This is a genomic window from Sporosarcina cascadiensis, assembly GCF_009650995.1.
In the GTDB taxonomy this organism is placed as follows: Bacteria; Bacillota; Bacilli; order Bacillales_A; family Planococcaceae; genus Sporosarcina; species Sporosarcina cascadiensis.
Map to the genome: position 1 here is coordinate 170,782 of NZ_WHVV01000008.1, position 16,665 is coordinate 187,446.

General features: G+C 47.0%; 16 protein-coding genes, 1 rRNA gene and 1 riboswitch. All 17 genes read right to left on the reverse strand.

The genetic code is table 11. The annotated features are described in order from the left end of the window. Positions 1 to 396: 396 nt before the first annotated feature. Positions 397 to 714, reverse strand: coding sequence for a YerC/YecD family TrpR-related protein (locus GDZ68_RS10460; RefSeq protein ID WP_153722244.1), 318 nt, complete (start codon positions 712 to 714; stop codon positions 397 to 399). A gap of 24 nt (positions 715 to 738) precedes the next feature. Beyond that, positions 739 to 1,770 (reverse strand): DUF3048 domain-containing protein, encoded by a 1,032-nt coding sequence (locus tag GDZ68_RS10465; RefSeq protein WP_228551077.1) that lies wholly within the window; start codon positions 1,768 to 1,770, stop codon positions 739 to 741. Between the two features lie 9 nt (positions 1,771 to 1,779). Further along, on the reverse strand, positions 1,780 to 3,495 hold the full coding sequence (locus GDZ68_RS10470) for an adenine deaminase C-terminal domain-containing protein (RefSeq protein ID WP_153722245.1): 1,716 nt from the start codon (positions 3,493 to 3,495) through the stop codon (positions 1,780 to 1,782). Positions 3,496 to 3,791: 296 nt separating this feature from the next. Then, the gene (gene purD / locus GDZ68_RS10475) at positions 3,792 to 5,051 is read right to left on the reverse strand and encodes a phosphoribosylamine--glycine ligase (RefSeq protein ID WP_153722246.1); all 1,260 of its coding nucleotides are present in this window, start codon (positions 5,049 to 5,051) and stop codon (positions 3,792 to 3,794) included. 21 nt (positions 5,052 to 5,072) lie between these two features. Next, complete coding sequence (gene purH / locus GDZ68_RS10480; protein WP_153722247.1) at positions 5,073 to 6,608, reverse strand: bifunctional phosphoribosylaminoimidazolecarboxamide formyltransferase/IMP cyclohydrolase; 1,536 nt, start codon at positions 6,606 to 6,608, stop codon at positions 5,073 to 5,075. Between the two features lie 48 nt (positions 6,609 to 6,656). Continuing rightward, on the reverse strand, positions 6,657 to 7,229 hold the full coding sequence (purN, locus tag GDZ68_RS10485) for a phosphoribosylglycinamide formyltransferase (RefSeq protein ID WP_153722248.1): 573 nt from the start codon (positions 7,227 to 7,229) through the stop codon (positions 6,657 to 6,659). Then, a complete protein-coding gene (gene purM, locus GDZ68_RS10490) occupies positions 7,226 to 8,284 on the reverse strand; it encodes a phosphoribosylformylglycinamidine cyclo-ligase (protein ID WP_153722249.1) in 1,059 nt (352 codons plus the stop codon). The genes purN and purM overlap by 4 nt, the downstream gene beginning before the upstream one ends. A gap of 11 nt (positions 8,285 to 8,295) precedes the next feature. Beyond that, complete coding sequence (gene purF / locus GDZ68_RS10495) at positions 8,296 to 9,720, reverse strand: amidophosphoribosyltransferase (protein ID WP_153722250.1); 1,425 nt, start codon at positions 9,718 to 9,720, stop codon at positions 8,296 to 8,298. Further along, positions 9,696 to 11,927 carry a phosphoribosylformylglycinamidine synthase subunit PurL gene (gene purL / locus GDZ68_RS10500; protein WP_153722251.1) on the reverse strand — a complete coding sequence of 744 codons (2,232 nt, stop codon included), beginning with the start codon at positions 11,925 to 11,927 and terminating at the stop codon, positions 9,696 to 9,698. Before purL ends, purF begins: the two co-directional genes overlap by 25 nt. Beyond that, positions 11,917 to 12,600: a phosphoribosylformylglycinamidine synthase subunit PurQ gene (gene purQ / locus GDZ68_RS10505; protein ID WP_153722252.1), complete on the reverse strand. Its 684-nt coding sequence runs from the start codon at positions 12,598 to 12,600 to the stop codon at positions 11,917 to 11,919. The genes purL and purQ overlap by 11 nt, the downstream gene beginning before the upstream one ends. Beyond that, entirely contained in the window at positions 12,597 to 12,851 is a 255-nt protein-coding gene (gene purS, locus GDZ68_RS10510) for a phosphoribosylformylglycinamidine synthase subunit PurS (protein ID WP_153722253.1), read from the reverse strand. The genes purQ and purS overlap by 4 nt, the downstream gene beginning before the upstream one ends. Positions 12,852 to 12,893: 42 nt before the next feature. Continuing rightward, on the reverse strand, positions 12,894 to 14,015 hold the full coding sequence (gene purK / locus GDZ68_RS10515; protein WP_153722254.1) for a 5-(carboxyamino)imidazole ribonucleotide synthase: 1,122 nt from the start codon (positions 14,013 to 14,015) through the stop codon (positions 12,894 to 12,896). Then, positions 14,012 to 14,500: a 5-(carboxyamino)imidazole ribonucleotide mutase gene (gene purE, locus GDZ68_RS10520; protein ID WP_153722255.1), complete on the reverse strand. Its 489-nt coding sequence runs from the start codon at positions 14,498 to 14,500 to the stop codon at positions 14,012 to 14,014. Before purE ends, purK begins: the two co-directional genes overlap by 4 nt. Before the next feature lie 152 nt (positions 14,501 to 14,652). Then, positions 14,653 to 14,753, reverse strand: a riboswitch (purine riboswitch). A 128-nt stretch (positions 14,754 to 14,881) separates the two neighbouring features. Then, the gene (locus GDZ68_RS10525) at positions 14,882 to 15,067 is read right to left on the reverse strand and encodes an NETI motif-containing protein (RefSeq protein WP_153722256.1); all 186 of its coding nucleotides are present in this window, start codon (positions 15,065 to 15,067) and stop codon (positions 14,882 to 14,884) included. Continuing rightward, positions 15,064 to 15,591 (reverse strand): DUF2179 domain-containing protein, encoded by a 528-nt coding sequence (locus GDZ68_RS10530; RefSeq protein ID WP_153722257.1) that lies wholly within the window; start codon positions 15,589 to 15,591, stop codon positions 15,064 to 15,066. Before GDZ68_RS10530 ends, GDZ68_RS10525 begins: the two co-directional genes overlap by 4 nt. Before the next feature lie 180 nt (positions 15,592 to 15,771). Next, positions 15,772 to 16,014 (reverse strand): hypothetical protein, encoded by a 243-nt coding sequence (locus GDZ68_RS10535; RefSeq protein WP_153722258.1) that lies wholly within the window; start codon positions 16,012 to 16,014, stop codon positions 15,772 to 15,774. A gap of 442 nt (positions 16,015 to 16,456) precedes the next feature. Beyond that, a 5S ribosomal RNA gene (rrf, locus tag GDZ68_RS10540) occupies positions 16,457 to 16,572 on the reverse strand. Positions 16,573 to 16,665 lie beyond the last annotated feature (93 nt).

The following is a 16,665-nucleotide window of genomic DNA, read 5'->3' on the forward strand; positions in this document are numbered from 1 at the left end:
GCCAGACTCTCGGGACACTTCGGTCTGACTTCAGCAGGTAAAAAGCGCCTGCTGCTGCCAGCCCTCCAGTGCCTGTCTAGGCTAAGCGGCGCATTCCGCTTTAGGTGGCTTCCAGCTCCGACGGCCAGACTCTCGGAACGTTTCGGTCTTATCAAAAAGGCAAAGAACGCCTTTTGCGATAAGATCTCCAACGTCTGTCGAGTCTAAACGGCCGTCTCCGCTTTAGGTGGCTTCCAGCTCCGACGGCCAGACTCTCGGGACACTTCGGTCTGACTTCAGCAGGTAAAAAGCGCCTGCTGCTGCCAGCCCTCCAGTGCCTGTCGAGTCTAAACGGCCGTCTCCGCTTTAGGTGGCTACCAAAAAAACCGGTGGGTTGGGGCCCGGCCGGTTGGGTTCTTATTTTTTTGGCTGATTCTGATCGAGTTCAGGGTAGAGGCGTCCGAGCATGAGGTTGTAGCCTCCGGATCCGTAGTCCACACAGCGCCGAATGCGGGAGATGGTGGCTGTGCTCGCACCGGTTTCTTGCTGGATGCTGTCGTAGGTTTTTTTCTTGCGCAGCATATGAGCTACATCTAATCGCTGTGCGATTGACTGGATTTCGCTCATTGTACAAACATCATCGAAAAATTGGTAGCACTCTTCTAAGTCTTTCAACTCCAAGATCGCATTGAATAATTGATCTGTCTGCTCACTTCGTATTTTATCGATTTGCATGTCCTCACCCTCTCTGTGCCGATCTTATGGAGTAAATGTAACGGAAGACGCAGAGCCCGACATAGTCGGCACAATATGAATCCAGGTCTTTCCAGCCGTTAAATTGACGGGAAGGCCCTGTTCTAACGGAGTTAGAAAACCGTCCATATTTTCCCACTCTATCGGTTTGGCAATTCCGTCATGAAACAGCATTGCCTTGCCGCCCGAATGAATATCAATTGCCTGTCTTCCTTCTCGATCCACCGTTTTATGATCCAATTCCATCACGAGCACGTTCGCTAATTCTACACGGCGCTCATTTAGTTTATCGACTGTATCAATACCATTAACAGAACGGTAATAACGATTAGCCTGCTCATCATACTGATATGTACTGGCAAAATTCGGATTGCTGCCGTACGCGACTGTAACGGATGAAGCTATTTCTCCTATTTTATCACGTTCATCAAGATTTAGGAAAGAAAAGACTGGCATCTTAGAGATCTTTTCAGACGCTTTCGTCATTTCAAATGCCTGCTCAATATGCGCCTTGGAAATATACGAGTTATGCGGCGCCCTGCGATCAGTCGAGCGTTCGAATAAAGTTCCGTCATACTGCATGCCATTAACTTGATCGACAACCCGGTCGTCCAGCAGTTTCTTGGCATCCGGGCTGTAGCCGTGGGCAATATAGAAGGCATCCATTCCTTCAGCCATCTTGATAAAATAATCACGGGCACTGCGTATCGGGCCGATTTGCTCAGGTATTACACTGTGAAACAACGCTAAATAACGTGTAACTTCTCCTTCCGCTAAAAATTCATAGATCAGATCTGCATCTGCAATACCAGATTGCGGACGGGCTAGCGGATGATTATTAATTGTAGCCAAAATGGGCCGGTTCTCCAGCTTTTCTGTCAGCAGTTCACCAGTAAAAGGAGCAGGGTAAGCGGATGAGATCGTTTCATCCGCCTGCTCCTCCGGTTTTTCTGAATCAGTATTTTTTGAGGAGCAGCCGCCAATACATAAAAGGCCTGCTAAAGCAGTTGCCATCAGTCTCCGTTTATTCCATTTCAATAGGGGTCCCTACCTTTCCGTATTAGGAATTAAGCGTTCATTCTTCAGCACCTGGACTAAACCTATAGGTGTGATTCGAACATGCGGCAGATGGATCGACTCCAGAAATAACAGAGTATAAACCGCATCCCCCTGATGGTACCCGCGTTCTTTCAACACCTTCTTTAAAGCCAGCTCCTGCTTCGCTGCAATTTCCAGCGGCTGATCAGACATGCCGCCTGATACCGCCAGTGGCAGCGTGACGATGATTTCACCGTTTTCAGCAACAACCATGCCTCCGCCTATATTCTTCAACTCGTTAAAAGCTCTTTTCATTTCTTCCCAATTCTGTCCAACCAACAGGATGTCTCCTGTATTCGAATAAGAAGAAGCAAATCCTTGCAATGAATCCGCAAATCCTTTCAGCACGGTATTGACGCGCCACTTGCCTTTCCGATCGATCAGCAGCAGAAAGCATTCATTGCGATTCGTAATCACCCGGTCAGACAGGTCTAGATCGGTCTCATAAACTTTTGTGATTACGTCATTGACCATTTCAATTCCCTTATTCGATTCAAACGAGAAATCATAGTCAGTTAGTTCGAATGAAAGTTCAAATTTCGGTAGTCTCTCCCAATCAACTGCTTGGAACTGCATTTCCGCTTTGCCGTTTTTCAATAACCATTGTCCTTTTGACAGCACATCCGTCGGCACAGGGTTCCATTCATTTTCTAAAAAGTTTAACGTAGCGTAACGGCCTGTCCCGATAACACTATGCAGATCGGTGATGTCATAGTACCTCGCGACATTATAAGAAGCCATTTGATATGCATCGATTGGTGCCACTCCGGCATCGAGTGCAATTTGAATACATTTATCCATTATGCCGTCTTCATAGAATGAGGGAGTAGAGCCGTCCGTTGTCATCATCAAATGATCGAAAACATTCCAGCCTTTCTCTACAATTCCTTTCAATAAACTGGAAAGATCCCGTCGAATAGAGGATTCCCGCAAGGTAACAGCATAGCCTTGCTGCAAACGTCTTTCCACTTCATCCACAGTCATTGACTCATGGTCACCGTCCACCCCGAGCAGCTTCATTCGGGCAAGTGTCCGTTCTGACGCACCCGGGAAATGACCTTCAATCTTTTTCCCCCGGCGTTTCGCTTCAATTAAAGACTGCATCATATTCTGATCGCCCTGCAACAGCCGCGGCCAGCTTGTCAGTTCTCCTGCCATCAATACGTCCGGGCGCTGCAGCCAGGAGGCAATATCTTTCGGATTGAATAGTTGCTGCTCGTTCTTCAGCATCGTCTGTGAATCCACCCGGGCCCACCAATAAAATGAAAAAGGCAATTCATTCAATTGATCGATCAGATGGAATGCCTCTCCTCTTTTCAATAAAGTAAAAAACATCAGGTTATCCGACAAGATCGTCGTAGTTCCGCGCTTTCCTGCATAATCCGCAAAACTTTCAGGGTTATAAATCTGAAACGGATGAACATGAGGCTCGATATAGCCGGGTACAATTTTCTTTCCTGACGCATCGACCCTCTCAGTTCCTTCCAGTTGAGCAGGCAGTCTCTCTCCGACATATACAATACGATCTCCTTGAATCCATATATTGCCCTTCATCCACTTCTTAAAAATCGAATGCAAGTATGTTGCGTTTTCAATCAATAGATCCGGCGCTTTCTGCCCGTTAATAATAGCCAACTGCACCTGTAATTCCTGTGTATTCCACATAACTTCCACCGCCCTGTTTAATTAACAATCGCTGTCTACTAAGATAGCAATCTGATGATGAATAGGCAAGCTGCATATAAGTTTTCCACAAGTACGTTCTGAAGCAAACAAATTACACACAAGTTATTCACGTTCCCAACAGTTTATTCACATTATACCCACTGATAACTCACAGTTTTTATAAGAACCTGTGGATATCTATAATTATTCAGAGAATCCCGGCAGGCCGTTTTTATTTAGAAACCCATATTAAAATCCCCTGCATTAAAATAAATGCAGGGGAATGGATTATCAAATTATTCAAATGTTCTCCAGCCAATATCATGCCTGTGAAAGAAACCATTCCATTCTTTTGTGGAAAGACCTTCATAGACTTTTTCTTGCGCTTCTTTCAAATTACCGGCTTTTGCCGCTACCAGCAGAACACGTCCGCCGTTACCGACAAATTTACCGCCTTCTAATTTCGTTCCTGCATGGAAAACGTCAAGTCCTGATGCCGTTAGAGAATCTAAATTCGGCAGTTCTTTTCCGTTGACGACATCACCGGGATATCCGTCTGACGCAATGACAACGCCGAGCATCGCCTCTTCATCCCACTGCAGATTAAAAGTTTCCCCCGCCATCAAAGCTTCCATAAACTGACCGAAATCAGATGCCATGCGCGGCAGGACGACCTGTGTTTCAGGGTCCCCGAAACGCGCATTGAATTCGATAACCTTCGGACCTTGCTCGGTTAAGATTAAACCAGCATACAGAATACCTGTAAAAGGAATACCTTCTTCCGTCATGGCGTTTACTGTCGGCACTACGACGCGGTCATATGCTTCCTGAACTACTTCTTCTGAAATCTGGGGTACGGGTGAATAAGCACCCATTCCGCCGGTGTTCGGGCCGCGGTCTCCATCATACGCACGTTTATGATCCTGTGCGATGACCATCGGATAAATCTGTCCGTCATGAACAAAAGACATATAGGAAAATTCTTCGCCGTCCAGAAATTCTTCCACTACAACACGTGAAGAAGATTCGCCGAATTTTTGATTACCGATCATATCATCGACTGCGTCCAACGCCTCCTGAAGCTCCATCGCAACAATGACGCCTTTACCGGCCGCCAGCCCGTCTGCTTTAACAACAATCGGCGCGCCCTGTTCGCGAATGAACTTCTTTGCTTCTTCTGCATCAGTAAACGTGCCGTAGGCTGCTGTCGGAATTTCATACTTATCCATGATTTCTTTAGCAAATGATTTACTGCCTTCAATCCGTGCCGCCGCTTTAGTAGGACCGAAAATGGTCAGGCCTCTGTCTTGAAAGAAGTCTACAATTCCTTCTGCCAATGGCTGTTCAGGCCCGACAAAAGTCAATGTGACTCGTTTCTCGATCGCGAAATTAGCCAGTGCTTCAAAATCTGTCGCAGAAATCGGCACACAAGTTGCATCTGTTTTCATGCCGTCGTTTCCAGGCGCTGCAAATACTTCCGTTACAGAAGGCGCCTGGCTGAACTGTCTGGCAATCGCATGCTCGCGTCCGCCGCCGCCAATTACGAGAATTTTCATTTCCCTATTCCCCCTGCCTGCTTAATGTTTAAAATGACGTACTCCTGTAAACACCATCGTGATGCCATATTCATTGGCTTTTTTAATAGAGTCTGCATCTTTCACAGATCCGCCCGGCTGAATAATAGCTGTGATTCCAGCTTTCGCAGCCGCTTCCACTGTATCATCCATCGGAAAAAATGCATCTGAAGCAAGTGCCGCCCCTTTAGCCCGTTCTCCCGCCTGTGTCAGCGCGATGTTTGCAGCGCCGACACGGTTCATCTGTCCGGCACCGACACCAATTGTCATTTGCTCGTCCGTTACAACAATTGCATTGGACTTCACATGCTTCACAACTGCCCAGCCCAGTTTCATCGCGTTCCATTCAGCTTCAGTCGGTTCACGGTCTGTCGCTACTGTGATATCTGCGTCTTCAAAACCGTAGGCATCAGGCTGCTGCATAAGCAATCCGCCCTCAACTGACACCGTATTCCACTGATCTTTTTTCTGCTGTTCGAATGAAATCGTTAGGAGACGGATGTTTTTCTTCTTCGTCAATGTCTCAAGAGCTTCTTCTGTAAATGAAGGTGCAATAATGATTTCTAAGAAGATTTCTGCAAGCTGTGATGCTGTTTCCTGATCCACTTCTTTATTCAGCGCGATAATTCCGCCAAAAATAGATGTCGAATCTGCTTCGTATGCTTTTTTAAATGCTTCTGCAATTGTACTGCCTGTCCCCACACCGCAAGGGTTCATATGCTTGACCGCCACTGCTGCCGGCTGTGTGAACTCTTTGACGATCTGAATCGCCGCGTTGGCATCCTGGATATTGTTATAGGAAAGTTCCTTGCCGTGAAGCTGTTCTGCATAGGCAATGGAGAAATCAGAACCAAGCGGACGACTGTAGAACGCTGCCTGCTGATGAGGATTTTCTCCATAGCGCAGTGGCTGCTTTAATTCGTATGTATACGTCACTTGCTCTGGGAACTGCTCACCTGCAAGTTCAGTCAGATAGCCAGAAATTAATGCATCATACGCTGCAGTGTGGCGGAACACTTTAGCTGCCAGCCGGTGGCGTGTCTCAAGCGTTGTCTTGCCGTCTGCTTTCAGTTCATGCAAAACTGATTCATAGTCTGAAGCGTCTACGATAACAGTTACGTATGCGTGATTCTTTGCGGAGGCACGAAGCATGGCCGGTCCGCCGATATCAATATTTTCAATGGCATCTTCTGTTGATACGTCCGGTTTAGAGATCGTTTCTTTGAATGGATAAAGATTTACGCAGACTACGTCAATCGGCTGGATGCCGTGCTCTTTCATTTGTGCCTGATGTCCCGGATCATCCTGTTTCGCAAGCAATCCGCCGTGAATCATCGGATTTAAAGTTTTCACACGGCCTTCCATGATTTCGGGAAAACCTGTGATTTCATCGACAGCTGTCACGGCAACACCATTGTCTTTCAGGTGTTTCATTGTGCCGCCGGTAGATAATAATTCGTATCCAAGCTGTTCCAGTTCCTTCGCAAATTCCAATATCCCGCTTTTATCCGATACGCTTAGCAATGCGCGCTTTTTCAACGTAATTCCTCCAATTTATACAAAAGGCCTGTCATGATAACAGGCCGATCATTTTTCAAATAAGTTTTTTAATGTTTCTGCATACAGTTCATGTTCTGCTTTATGAATAGCAGCAGCTGTTTTATCAGGATCTTCTTCTACAACATGTACAGCACACTGCGCTAAAATAGGACCGGTATCCATTCCTTCATCCACAATGTGCACCGTCACCCCAGTTATTTTGACGCCTGCCGCCACTGCCTGCCCAATTGCATCTTTTCCTGGAAATGAAGGCAGCAGCGATGGATGGATATTGACGATTCGTTCAGGATACGCGCCGAGCAGAACAGGACCGATCAGGCGCATATAGCCTGCCAATATCAGCCATTCTGCCTGAACATCCTGCAGTCGCTTCAATACAGCTTGCTCATACATCTCTTTCGAATCAAAATCACGGGGACGAAAAGCCGCCACGGGGATGCCTGCCTGTTTAGCGCGTTCTGTTACAAACGCATCAGGCCTGTCCGTGACAAGCAGAACGACTTCAGCCGGAATCCCGCCGACGTAACACGCTTTTTCCAATGCAGCAAAATTACTGCCGCTTCCTGATGCGAAAATGGCGATCTTCACTTTATTGGTCATAACGTAAGAGTGCCGTCATGATCGCCATTGAACGCGACGCCTTCTTTAGTTGTGACGCGACCGATCACATACGCTTTCTCACCATGAGCTTCTGCAATTTTAATCGCTTTTTCCGCCTCTGCCTCAGGCAATGCTACTACAAAACCGATGCCCATATTGAAGACACTGTATAAATCACGGTCTGTCAGTTCGCCTTTTTCCTTCAACATCTTAAACACTGGAAGTACCCGCCACGCGCCTAAGTCCACCTCGACTCCAAAGCTCTCTGAGAACATGCGCGGCAGGTTTTCAAAGAATCCGCCGCCTGTAATATGGCCCATCGCATGTACGTCCAGCTGCCGATGAATCTCCAGTACAGGTTTAGCATAAATTTTCGTCGGTGTCAGCAAGGCATCTGAAACCGTTCCAAGCTCTTCGTACCCTTCGATTGTACTGTCAATCTTCGCACCAAGCTGTTCAAAAACGATATGGCGGACTAATGAATAACCATTAGAATGAATTCCACTCGATGCGATTCCAACCAGCACGTCACCTGCCTGTACACGCTCACCCGTCACCAATTGACTTTTTTCGCAGGCACCGACTGCAAAGCCTGCCAGATCATACTCATCTTCTTCATAAAGACCCGGCATTTCAGCTGTCTCTCCGCCAATCAAAGCAGCTCCCGACTGTACACAGCCGTCTGCCACTCCTTTAACGATGGCTTCCACCTTTTCAGGAACCGCTTTTCCAAGCGCAACATAATCCAGGAAGTAAAGCGGTTCCGCTCCTTGCGCCACGATGTCATTGACACACATCGCCACACAGTCGATTCCGATCGTATCGTGACGGTCAGCCATAAACGCCAGTTTCAGCTTCGTACCGACACCATCCGTTCCTGAAATCAATACAGGCTCTTTATATTCGAGCGCCGACAGGTCAAACATTCCACCGAAACCGCCAAAAGCTCCTGCAACACCTTTACGTGAAGTTCTGGCTACGTGGGATTTCATACGTTCTACCGACTCATAACCCGCCTCAATATTTACTCCTGCTTTTTCATATGCCTTCGACATGGAAAGGCCTCCTATCGTACGATTTCTTTTTCATGCGGCATTGCCGTATCCGAATAAATCTCCGTTGGATACTCGCCTGTGAAACACGCCAGACATTGGCCGCAGTTTTTCATTTCAGGCGACCGGCCGTTCGCTTCGAGCATTCCGTCGACCGACAGAAAATTAAGCGAGTCGGCGCCGATTTCTTCACACATTTCATCGAGCGTACGTCCTGTTGCAATTAATTCGGAGTCGGAACTGATATCAACTCCGTAATAACAAGGTGCAATCAAAGGAGGCGAGGCGATCACGACGTGAATCTCTTTTGCGCCAGCCTCTCTAAGCATCGCAACAATCCGCTTGGATGTCGTGCCGCGTACGATGGAATCATCTACCATTACGACCCGTTTGCCGTGAATTACCTGATGAACAGGCGACAGTTTCATTTTCACGCCTTTTTCCCGCAGCGCCTGAGAAGGCTGAATGAAAGTTCTCCCGACATAACGGTTTTTAATGAGGCCGAGTTCATATGGTATACCGCTCTGTTCGGAAAATCCGATTGCAGCGGAAATACTGGAATCCGGTACCCCTGTGACAACGTCCGCACTGATCTGCACTTCACGTGCCAGCTGTTTGCCGCAGCGTTTGCGTGCGGCATGAATGTTAATACCGTCGATATCTGAATCTGGACGGGAGAAATAGACATACTCCATGGAACACATGGCGCGTTCAGCCGGCTGGGCAAAACGCTCAGACGTCAGCCCTTTATTATTGATAATAACTAATTCACCGGGTTCTACCGAGCGGACATGGTCCGCTCCGATAATATCGAATGCACAAGTTTCAGATGCCACGACCCACGAATCACCAATTTTCCCCAGCGACAGTGGACGCAATCCGTTTGGATCCTGTGCGACCATAAGGCCTTCATCTGTCATAAGAACGAAAGCAAAAGCCCCTTTTAAGATGCTCAATGCTTTTTTCACTTTGTCGCGCTGATTCAGTGAGCCGCTGCTGCGTTTAATCAGATGTGCAAGCACTTCTGTATCAGAAGTAGTCTGGAAAATACTTCCTTGACGTTCCAAATGTTCTTTAAGATCCGTAGCATTGATTAAGTTACCGTTATGAGCAATCGCAAGGCTTCCCGTTGTTGAACGGAACACGAGCGGCTGTACATTTTCAATACCGCGGCCCTGTTCTGTCGTATAACGAACTTGTCCAATCGCACCATAGCCATGTAATGTCGCCAGGTTTTCGCCGGAGAACACTTCATTGACCAGACCTTCGCCTTTCACAGCATGGAGCCCATCATCGCGTTTGACGACGATGCCAGCTCCCTCCTGTCCTCTATGCTGAAGAGCATGCAGCGCATAATAACTGATTTGTGCTGCGTCTTCATGCCCCCAGATACCAAATACGCCGCACTCTTCGTTTAATCCTCTGAGTTCAGCAAGCATGCAATTGCCCCTTTCCAAGCAGCGCGGAATTCTTCTACCGTCCCTTCCAGTAAAACCGTTCCTTCTGCATCTTTGATGACGACTTCTTCGCCATCTGTCACTGTTCCAATTTTCACAGCATCCTGGACATTCTTTTCAAATGCCGCAACTTGCTCAGGCTTTACAGTAACCAGGAAACGTGACTGTGATTCGCTGAATAAAGCGGTAACTGCAGAACCTTCGACTGTTACGTCTGCTCCCAGTCCGTCCGCGGCAAATGCTTTTTCACAAAGCGCTACCGCAAAGCCGCCTTCAGAAAGGTCCGCTGCAGACTGGATTTGCCCTTGTTGGATTGCGTTAAGCAATTGATCCTGACGTTTCACTTCTGTATCCAGATCAATGGCAGGAGATTTACCGAAAATCTTACCTTCTACCATCTGCTGAAGTTCACTTCCTCCGAATTCTGTCGCAGTCTGACCGATTACATAAATTGCATCGCCCGCCTGTTTAAAGCCCGGCGTTGTGACATGCTTCAGATCATGCACCAGACCGACGAGACCGATTGTCGGTGTTGGATAAATCGGCACTCCGTTCACTTCATTCGAAAGGGAAACGTTCCCGCCGATCACTGGCGCGTTCAGCTTGCGGCAGGCTTCTGAAATACCGGCTGCTGATTTCTCCAGCTGCCAGAACACTTCCGGTTTATCCGGGCTTCCGAAGTTCAGGCAGTCTGTCAGTGCAATTGGTTCTGCTCCTGAACAAATCAAGTTCCGTGCTGCCTCAGCGACCGCAATTTTGCCGCCTGTTTCAGGGTCTAGATAGATGAAACGCGAATTACAGTCTGCTGTCATCGCGATCCCTTTATTCGTACCCCGCACGCGGATAATCCCAGCTGATGCTCCCGGAGCCAGCACCGTACTTGTTCTTGCTCCTGTATCAAACTGATTATAGACCCATTCCTTTGAAGCAATCGTCGGGCGCTGCAGCAGTTCCAGTAACGTATCTTTCAAGTTTGCTACTTGCGGCTCTTTATTTTCCATCGCCTGGTTCTCTGCAAATGAAGCCGGCTCTTTTGATTCTTTTTGATAGCTTGGTGCATCTTCAGCCAATAAATCAGCCGAAACTTCTGCAACTATTTCCCCTTTATGAAGGAGGCGAAGCATTTTGTCATCTGTTACGCGGCCGATAGCCACAGCATTAATCCCATATTTAGTGAATAATTGTATGACTTCCTCTTCGCGGCCTTTCTTGACTACGATCAGCATGCGTTCCTGCGACTCAGACAGCATCATTTCATAAGCTGTCATATTTTCTTCACGCTGTGGCACCAGATTCAAATTCATCTCTACCCCATAGCCTGCTTTTGAAGCCATTTCAGCTGCGGAAGAAGTTAGTCCTGCCGCTCCCATATCCTGAATCCCGATGAGTGCATCAGATTTCACAAGCTCCAGACAAGCTTCCATTAACAGTTTCTCAATGAAAGGATCCCCTGCCTGCATAACCGGCAGTTCATTCTCTTCTTCAATTGACACTTCTGAAGACGACATCGTCGCACCGTGAATTCCGTCACGGCCGGTTGTAGCGCCGGCATATAGGACAGTGTTACCTACTCCTGCCGCCAATCCTTTTTGAATATCTTCATGATTAAGCAATCCAACCGCCATCGCATTGACAAGAGGACGCTTAGAGTAGCATTGATCGAACTGCACTTCACCTGCTACTGTAGGAATCCCCATCGCATTGCCGTAACTCGCAATCCCGGCAACCGCCTCTTCGAATAAAAACTTATCGCGCGGATCCGTTAAATCACCGAAACGCAAAGAGTTTACCAGCGCAACCGGACGCGCACCCATGGAAAATACGTCACGGATAATACCGCCCGCCCCCGTAGCCGCACCAATGAACGGTTCAATTGCAGAAGGCGAGTTGTGTGACTCCATCTTGAATACCGCAGCCTGATTGTCACCGATGTCTACAATTCCTGCGCCTTCGCCCGGCCCTTGAAGCACACGCGCGCCTTCAGTCGGGAACTTCCGAAGAACAGATTTTGAACTTTTATAAGAACAGTGTTCTGACCACATAGCCGAAAACAAACCTGTTTCCGTATAATTAGGAGTGCGTCCAAGCATTTCTTCCGCACGTGTATACTCTTCTTCCGTCATGCCCATTTGAAGATACAAACGCTGCTCTTTCACTTGTTTCGCTGTAGGTTCGTGATTAATTGACATGCTTCTCACTCCAATTGTTCAAGATTGAATGGAATATTGGCGCTCCATCGGTACCGCCGATCAGTTCTTCCACTGCACGTTCAGGAAGCGGCATCATGCCGAGCACATTGCCTTTTTCATTTGTAATGCCTGCAATTGCAGCTGTGCTGCCGTCCTCATTTTCACCCGCATAGGTAAAGATGATGCGGTTGCTGCTTTTCAATTCTTCCACTGTTGCTTCATCCGCATAATAATTACCGAATTCATTGGCAACCGGAAGTGTAATTTTCTGGCCTTTTGAATATTCTTTTGTAAATGCTGTGCTGGTATTTTCTACCTGCAGCTTTACTTGAGCAGAACGGAACTTCAGGCTATTGTTGCGCAAAAATCCGCCTGGCAGAATGCCCGCTTCCACTAATATATGAAATCCATTTCCTACGCCGAGAACCAGTTTTCCCGACTCTGCAAACTTCTGAAGTTCCTGACACGCAGGCGAACTTTTCGCAAGTGCACCGGGACGTAAATAGTTACCGTAAGATGTACCTGTCGGCAAAAGCAGCGCGTCGAATTGACCCAGCCGGTCCGCTTCTGTATGCCAGACATATTCCACTTCCTGCTTCACTGTTTCCTCAACCGCATGGTACATATCCAGATCACATGTAAGACCCGGGAATACTAGGACAGCGAACTTCATTGGCCGGCAACCTCCCCGACTTCAAAGCGGTAATCTTCGATGACTTTATTGATCAGCAGGTTATCGCACATTTCTTTCACACGCGTTTCAATCGTTTGTTCAGAACCATCCAGTTCCAGCTCGATCAGCTTACCGACACGAACACTCTTTACTTCTTCAAAGCCCATTTTCTGAAGTGCATCTGTCGTTGCGATGCCTTGTGGATCTACAACACTTTCACGTAATGTTACATAAATAGTTACTTTCGTCATTGTTGGTTCCTCCCAAAGTGGAAATAGTAGTGTAAAACTTATTTAATCCTGCCAGATACCTGATTGTTCAATTTCGATAAGGGTTTCTTCTATATGATCTGTCATGATCGTAACATGGCCCATTTTGCGTTTCTCTTTGGCTTCTGCTTTGCCGTACAAATGAATGGACCAGTCAGGATACTCCGTAATAGCTTTCTTCATTGGCTCTACATGCTCTCCAAGCAGGTTTACCATAATTGAAGATGCCCATAGTCTTGGTTTACGCAGCGGCCATCCGCAAACTGCACGGATATGCTGATGAAATTGCGAAATATTGCACGCTTCGATCGAATAATGTCCCGAGTTATGCGGACGGGGAGCCAGTTCGTTTATGATAATCCCGCCATCCGGAAGCACAAACATCTCAACGGCCAGTGTTCCGACCAGATGCAAATGACCCGCAATTTTTTCTGCTTCGCGCTCTGCCTGCTCTAATACCGTGTCAGCTACACGTGCCGGCACAATCGATTCATGCAGAATATGGTTTTTGTGAATGTTTTCTGCGATTGGCAGGCAATAGGACTGTCCCGCTTCATTACGTTGTATGATCACTGAAATTTCTTTCTCAAACGGCACGAATGCTTCCGCTATACAGGCTGAATGGGCGAACAGCGACCTGGCTTCTTCCAGCTGTTCTTTTGAATCTAATTTCACTTGTCCTTTTCCGTCATATCCGCCAAAAGCGGTTTTCACAATACAAGGATAGCCAATATCGGAAATTTTCTCTGCCAGCTCTTCAAATGAATCAGCTGCAATATAAGGTGCAACCGGTGCTCCTGCTGCTTGAATTTCAGCTTTTTCATTAATTCGGTTTTGTATGATGCGAACAAGCTCTGCTCCCTGGGGCACATTCGCCTGCTCTGTTAATCTCTTCAAACCTTCATAATCGATATTCTCAAATTCGAATGTAATGACATCACTGACTTTACGTAGCTCAGCCAGCGCTTTCTCATCATCATATGGTGCGATAATTTCTATATCAGCAATTTGTCCACACGGCGAGTTCTTCGTTGGGTCTAATACAGCAATGTGAAATCCAGCTTCTTTTGCCGCCATTCCCATCATACGCCCAAGCTGACCGCCGCCGATAATTCCGATTGTCTGTCCAGGTAAAATCACTTTCACTCCAGCTCACCGCTGCTTTTCAAAGAGATTTGACGCATTTGATCACGCCGTTCCTGCAATCGTGAACGCAGCTCCTTATCCGTTGTGCTGATCATCTGCGCAGCCAGGAGTCCCGCATTGATAGCACCGGCTTTCCCAATCGATACTGTAGCTACAGGAACACCGCCCGGCATCTGTACGATTGATAATAATGAATCCATACCGTTTAATGCTTTAGATTGTACCGGAACACCGATAACAGGAACCAGCGTTTTTGCAGCAACCATTCCAGGAAGATGAGCTGCTCCGCCTGCTCCTGCAATAATCACATGCAGCCCTTTCGCTTCAGCCTGTTCCGCATATTCAAACAGCAAATCAGGTGTACGGTGAGCTGAAACTACCTTCTTTTCATAGGGGACCTCCAGCTCGTCCAGGATCTCACATGCATGTTTCATTGTTTCCCAGTCACTTTTACTTCCCATAATCACACCGACTTTCGGTTCCAAATCCAATCCGCTCCTTCATATCCGTACTATTCAAATTATTTTAATAAAAAAAGGTCCTTGAAAACTCCACTTTTCACATGCACAAAAAGCAGAACTTTCAAGGACCCTTAACAATCCGCGATAATAGACTCTCTATCTCACGAAGATATCCAAGAAAAATTGCTTTCCCACATAGTGTAGACATTTACGGTGTCTTGGTAGAAACGCTGCAGCCAATTCTGCGGCATATACGGGGAACTCATTTACTCTTATTATAGTAACAATTTAAATTTCATACGTCAACTCAAAGACGAACAATATATAATGACGCTTTTATAATCATTCGCCTTTCGGACGTACCTGGATTGAAAACATACCTATTACTAGAGCATTCCACTATTTTCAGCTGTTTTTAATCCCTTGAAACTGGGTTTGCTGCTTGACAGGAATGTACTCTCCGCCCTCTTGTTTAAAAACCGGTTTCTCTCTTCTCGCAACAACTGTATAGCCCAAACGTTGAATCCGTTCAAGGCACTCTTCCAATGTTTCTTCGTCTTGCCGATCAAACCACATTTTTTTGCTGCTCATTTAAATAGCTTTCCTCTTTTCACACTTTTCACCCAGAAACCGCCATGTATGGTTTTTGGTTCATACGAAATAATGAACGCTTTGGGATCAAGCTCTGTTATGGTTTTGTATAACTGCAATTCATATTTGCGCGGTGTCAAAATTTCCATCGTCGAACGGCCGCCGCTTAATCCATTTGCGGACCAATCTGTCACACCGTATCCTTTACGTCGCAATTCATGAGGCATTTCTTTATTAATATCTGCTGTAATTACATTTACCGTAATATAGCCAAGCGCTAATCTTTCCTCGATCTTAGAACCAACCACTACGCCGGATCCAAATCCGAGAGCATAGGCAATTAAATTCTGAATTTGATCTAAGTTATCCAACACTAAACCTAATCCGATAACATAGATGACGACTTCAAACATACTCACGGCCGCAGCGATATACCGGTAGCCTTTCAGTGTCAAAATCATTCGGACTGTCGAAAAGGAAACGTAGATAACATTTATCATGAAGATGAGCAGGACCATACCCATAGGCAACCTCTCCTTTCCGGAATAGGGTTTATCGTATCGCGCTTTATCAAAAAGTTCAAGGAAAGTCTTTTGAACATTTATTCAATTGAGCCAGAGTACTATATAGAGTTGGATATGAGAGGGGTGGCATGATCACTCTGAGGAAGGTATGATCAAACGAGCCTAACTCATTATCACGCATCAACTGAGTATGAAGGTAGTATTAAAAGTGAGCGCATAGACGCCTAGTATGAACAATAGGAGGTCTGTCTGTCGATGCGGCACCTGCCACGCACCAAACAAGGTTGCGACCGCACTATTCCGCCTGGGCAACGCACCAAACAGACTGTCCATCGAACCAAACGTCCTGCTCACCGCTCCATTCTGCGCTGCCAGCGAGCCTAATTCGCCACTTACCGCACCATTCAACTTGTGAGTACGCAAGAAATAAACTCCCCGTCCTTCTCGCTGCACAGTGTTGTGTCTTTTCTTTTGTCTATAACTCCAAAAGCCTCCCGGCTTCACCTTTCTATTAGAACACACAAAAAAGCCACTCCCCATAAGGAATGGCTTCGTGCCCAGCAACGTCCTACGCACGCAAGGGGAAACCCCCAACTACCATCGGCGCACGAGCTTACCTTCCGTGTTCGGGGCTGCGAAGAACGGAGAGCGGCGGATTGACTGCGTCAGCTTCCCCGCTTGCGAGTCTCGCGTATATCATACGCTTCGAGTCACAGCGGCTCGCTTCCTTGCACTCCACCACTCCCCGTCCTTCTCGCTGCACAGTGTCGTGTCTTTTCTTTTGTCTATAACTCCAAAAGCCTCCCGGCTTCGCTTTTCTATTAGAACACACAAAAAAGCCACTCCCCATAGGGAATGGCTTCGTGCCCAGCAACGTCCTACTCTCACAGGGGGAAACCCCCAACTACCATCGGCGCTGAAGAGCTTAACTTCCGTGTTCGGTATGGGAACGGGTGTGACCTCTTCGCTATCGTTACTAGACTGGTTTGAGTAAAGCTTGTTCACTCAAAACTGAATAAAAGACATTGGGTAGTTCAAGTAACTACTTTTTATAATAGGTTAAGTCCTCGATCG

Coding starts and splice junctions, on each gene's coding strand:
- GDZ68_RS10460 (WP_153722244.1), bottom strand. CDS start 714: ATGCAAATCGATAAAATACGAAGTGAGCAGACAGATCAATTATTCAAT.
- purS (WP_153722253.1), bottom strand. CDS start 12,851: ATGACGAAAGTAACTATTTATGTAACATTACGTGAAAGTGTTGTAGAT.
- purD (WP_153722246.1), bottom strand. CDS start 5,051: ATGAAAATTCTCGTAATTGGCGGCGGCGGACGCGAGCATGCGATTGCC.
- GDZ68_RS10530 (WP_153722257.1), bottom strand. CDS start 15,591: ATGGGTATGGTCCTGCTCATCTTCATGATAAATGTTATCTACGTTTCC.
- purF (WP_153722250.1), bottom strand. CDS start 9,720: ATGCTTGCTGAACTCAGAGGATTAAACGAAGAGTGCGGCGTATTTGGT.
- GDZ68_RS10470 (WP_153722245.1), bottom strand. CDS start 3,495: ATGTGGAATACACAGGAATTACAGGTGCAGTTGGCTATTATTAACGGG.
- purL (WP_153722251.1), bottom strand. CDS start 11,927: ATGTCAATTAATCACGAACCTACAGCGAAACAAGTGAAAGAGCAGCGT.
- GDZ68_RS10525 (WP_153722256.1), bottom strand. CDS start 15,067: ATGAGCAGCAAAAAAATGTGGTTTGATCGGCAAGACGAAGAAACATTG.
- purQ (WP_153722252.1), bottom strand. CDS start 12,600: ATGAAGTTCGCTGTCCTAGTATTCCCGGGTCTTACATGTGATCTGGAT.
- purN (WP_153722248.1), bottom strand. CDS start 7,229: ATGACCAATAAAGTGAAGATCGCCATTTTCGCATCAGGAAGCGGCAGT.
- purM (WP_153722249.1), bottom strand. CDS start 8,284: ATGTCGAAGGCATATGAAAAAGCAGGAGTAAATATTGAGGCGGGTTAT.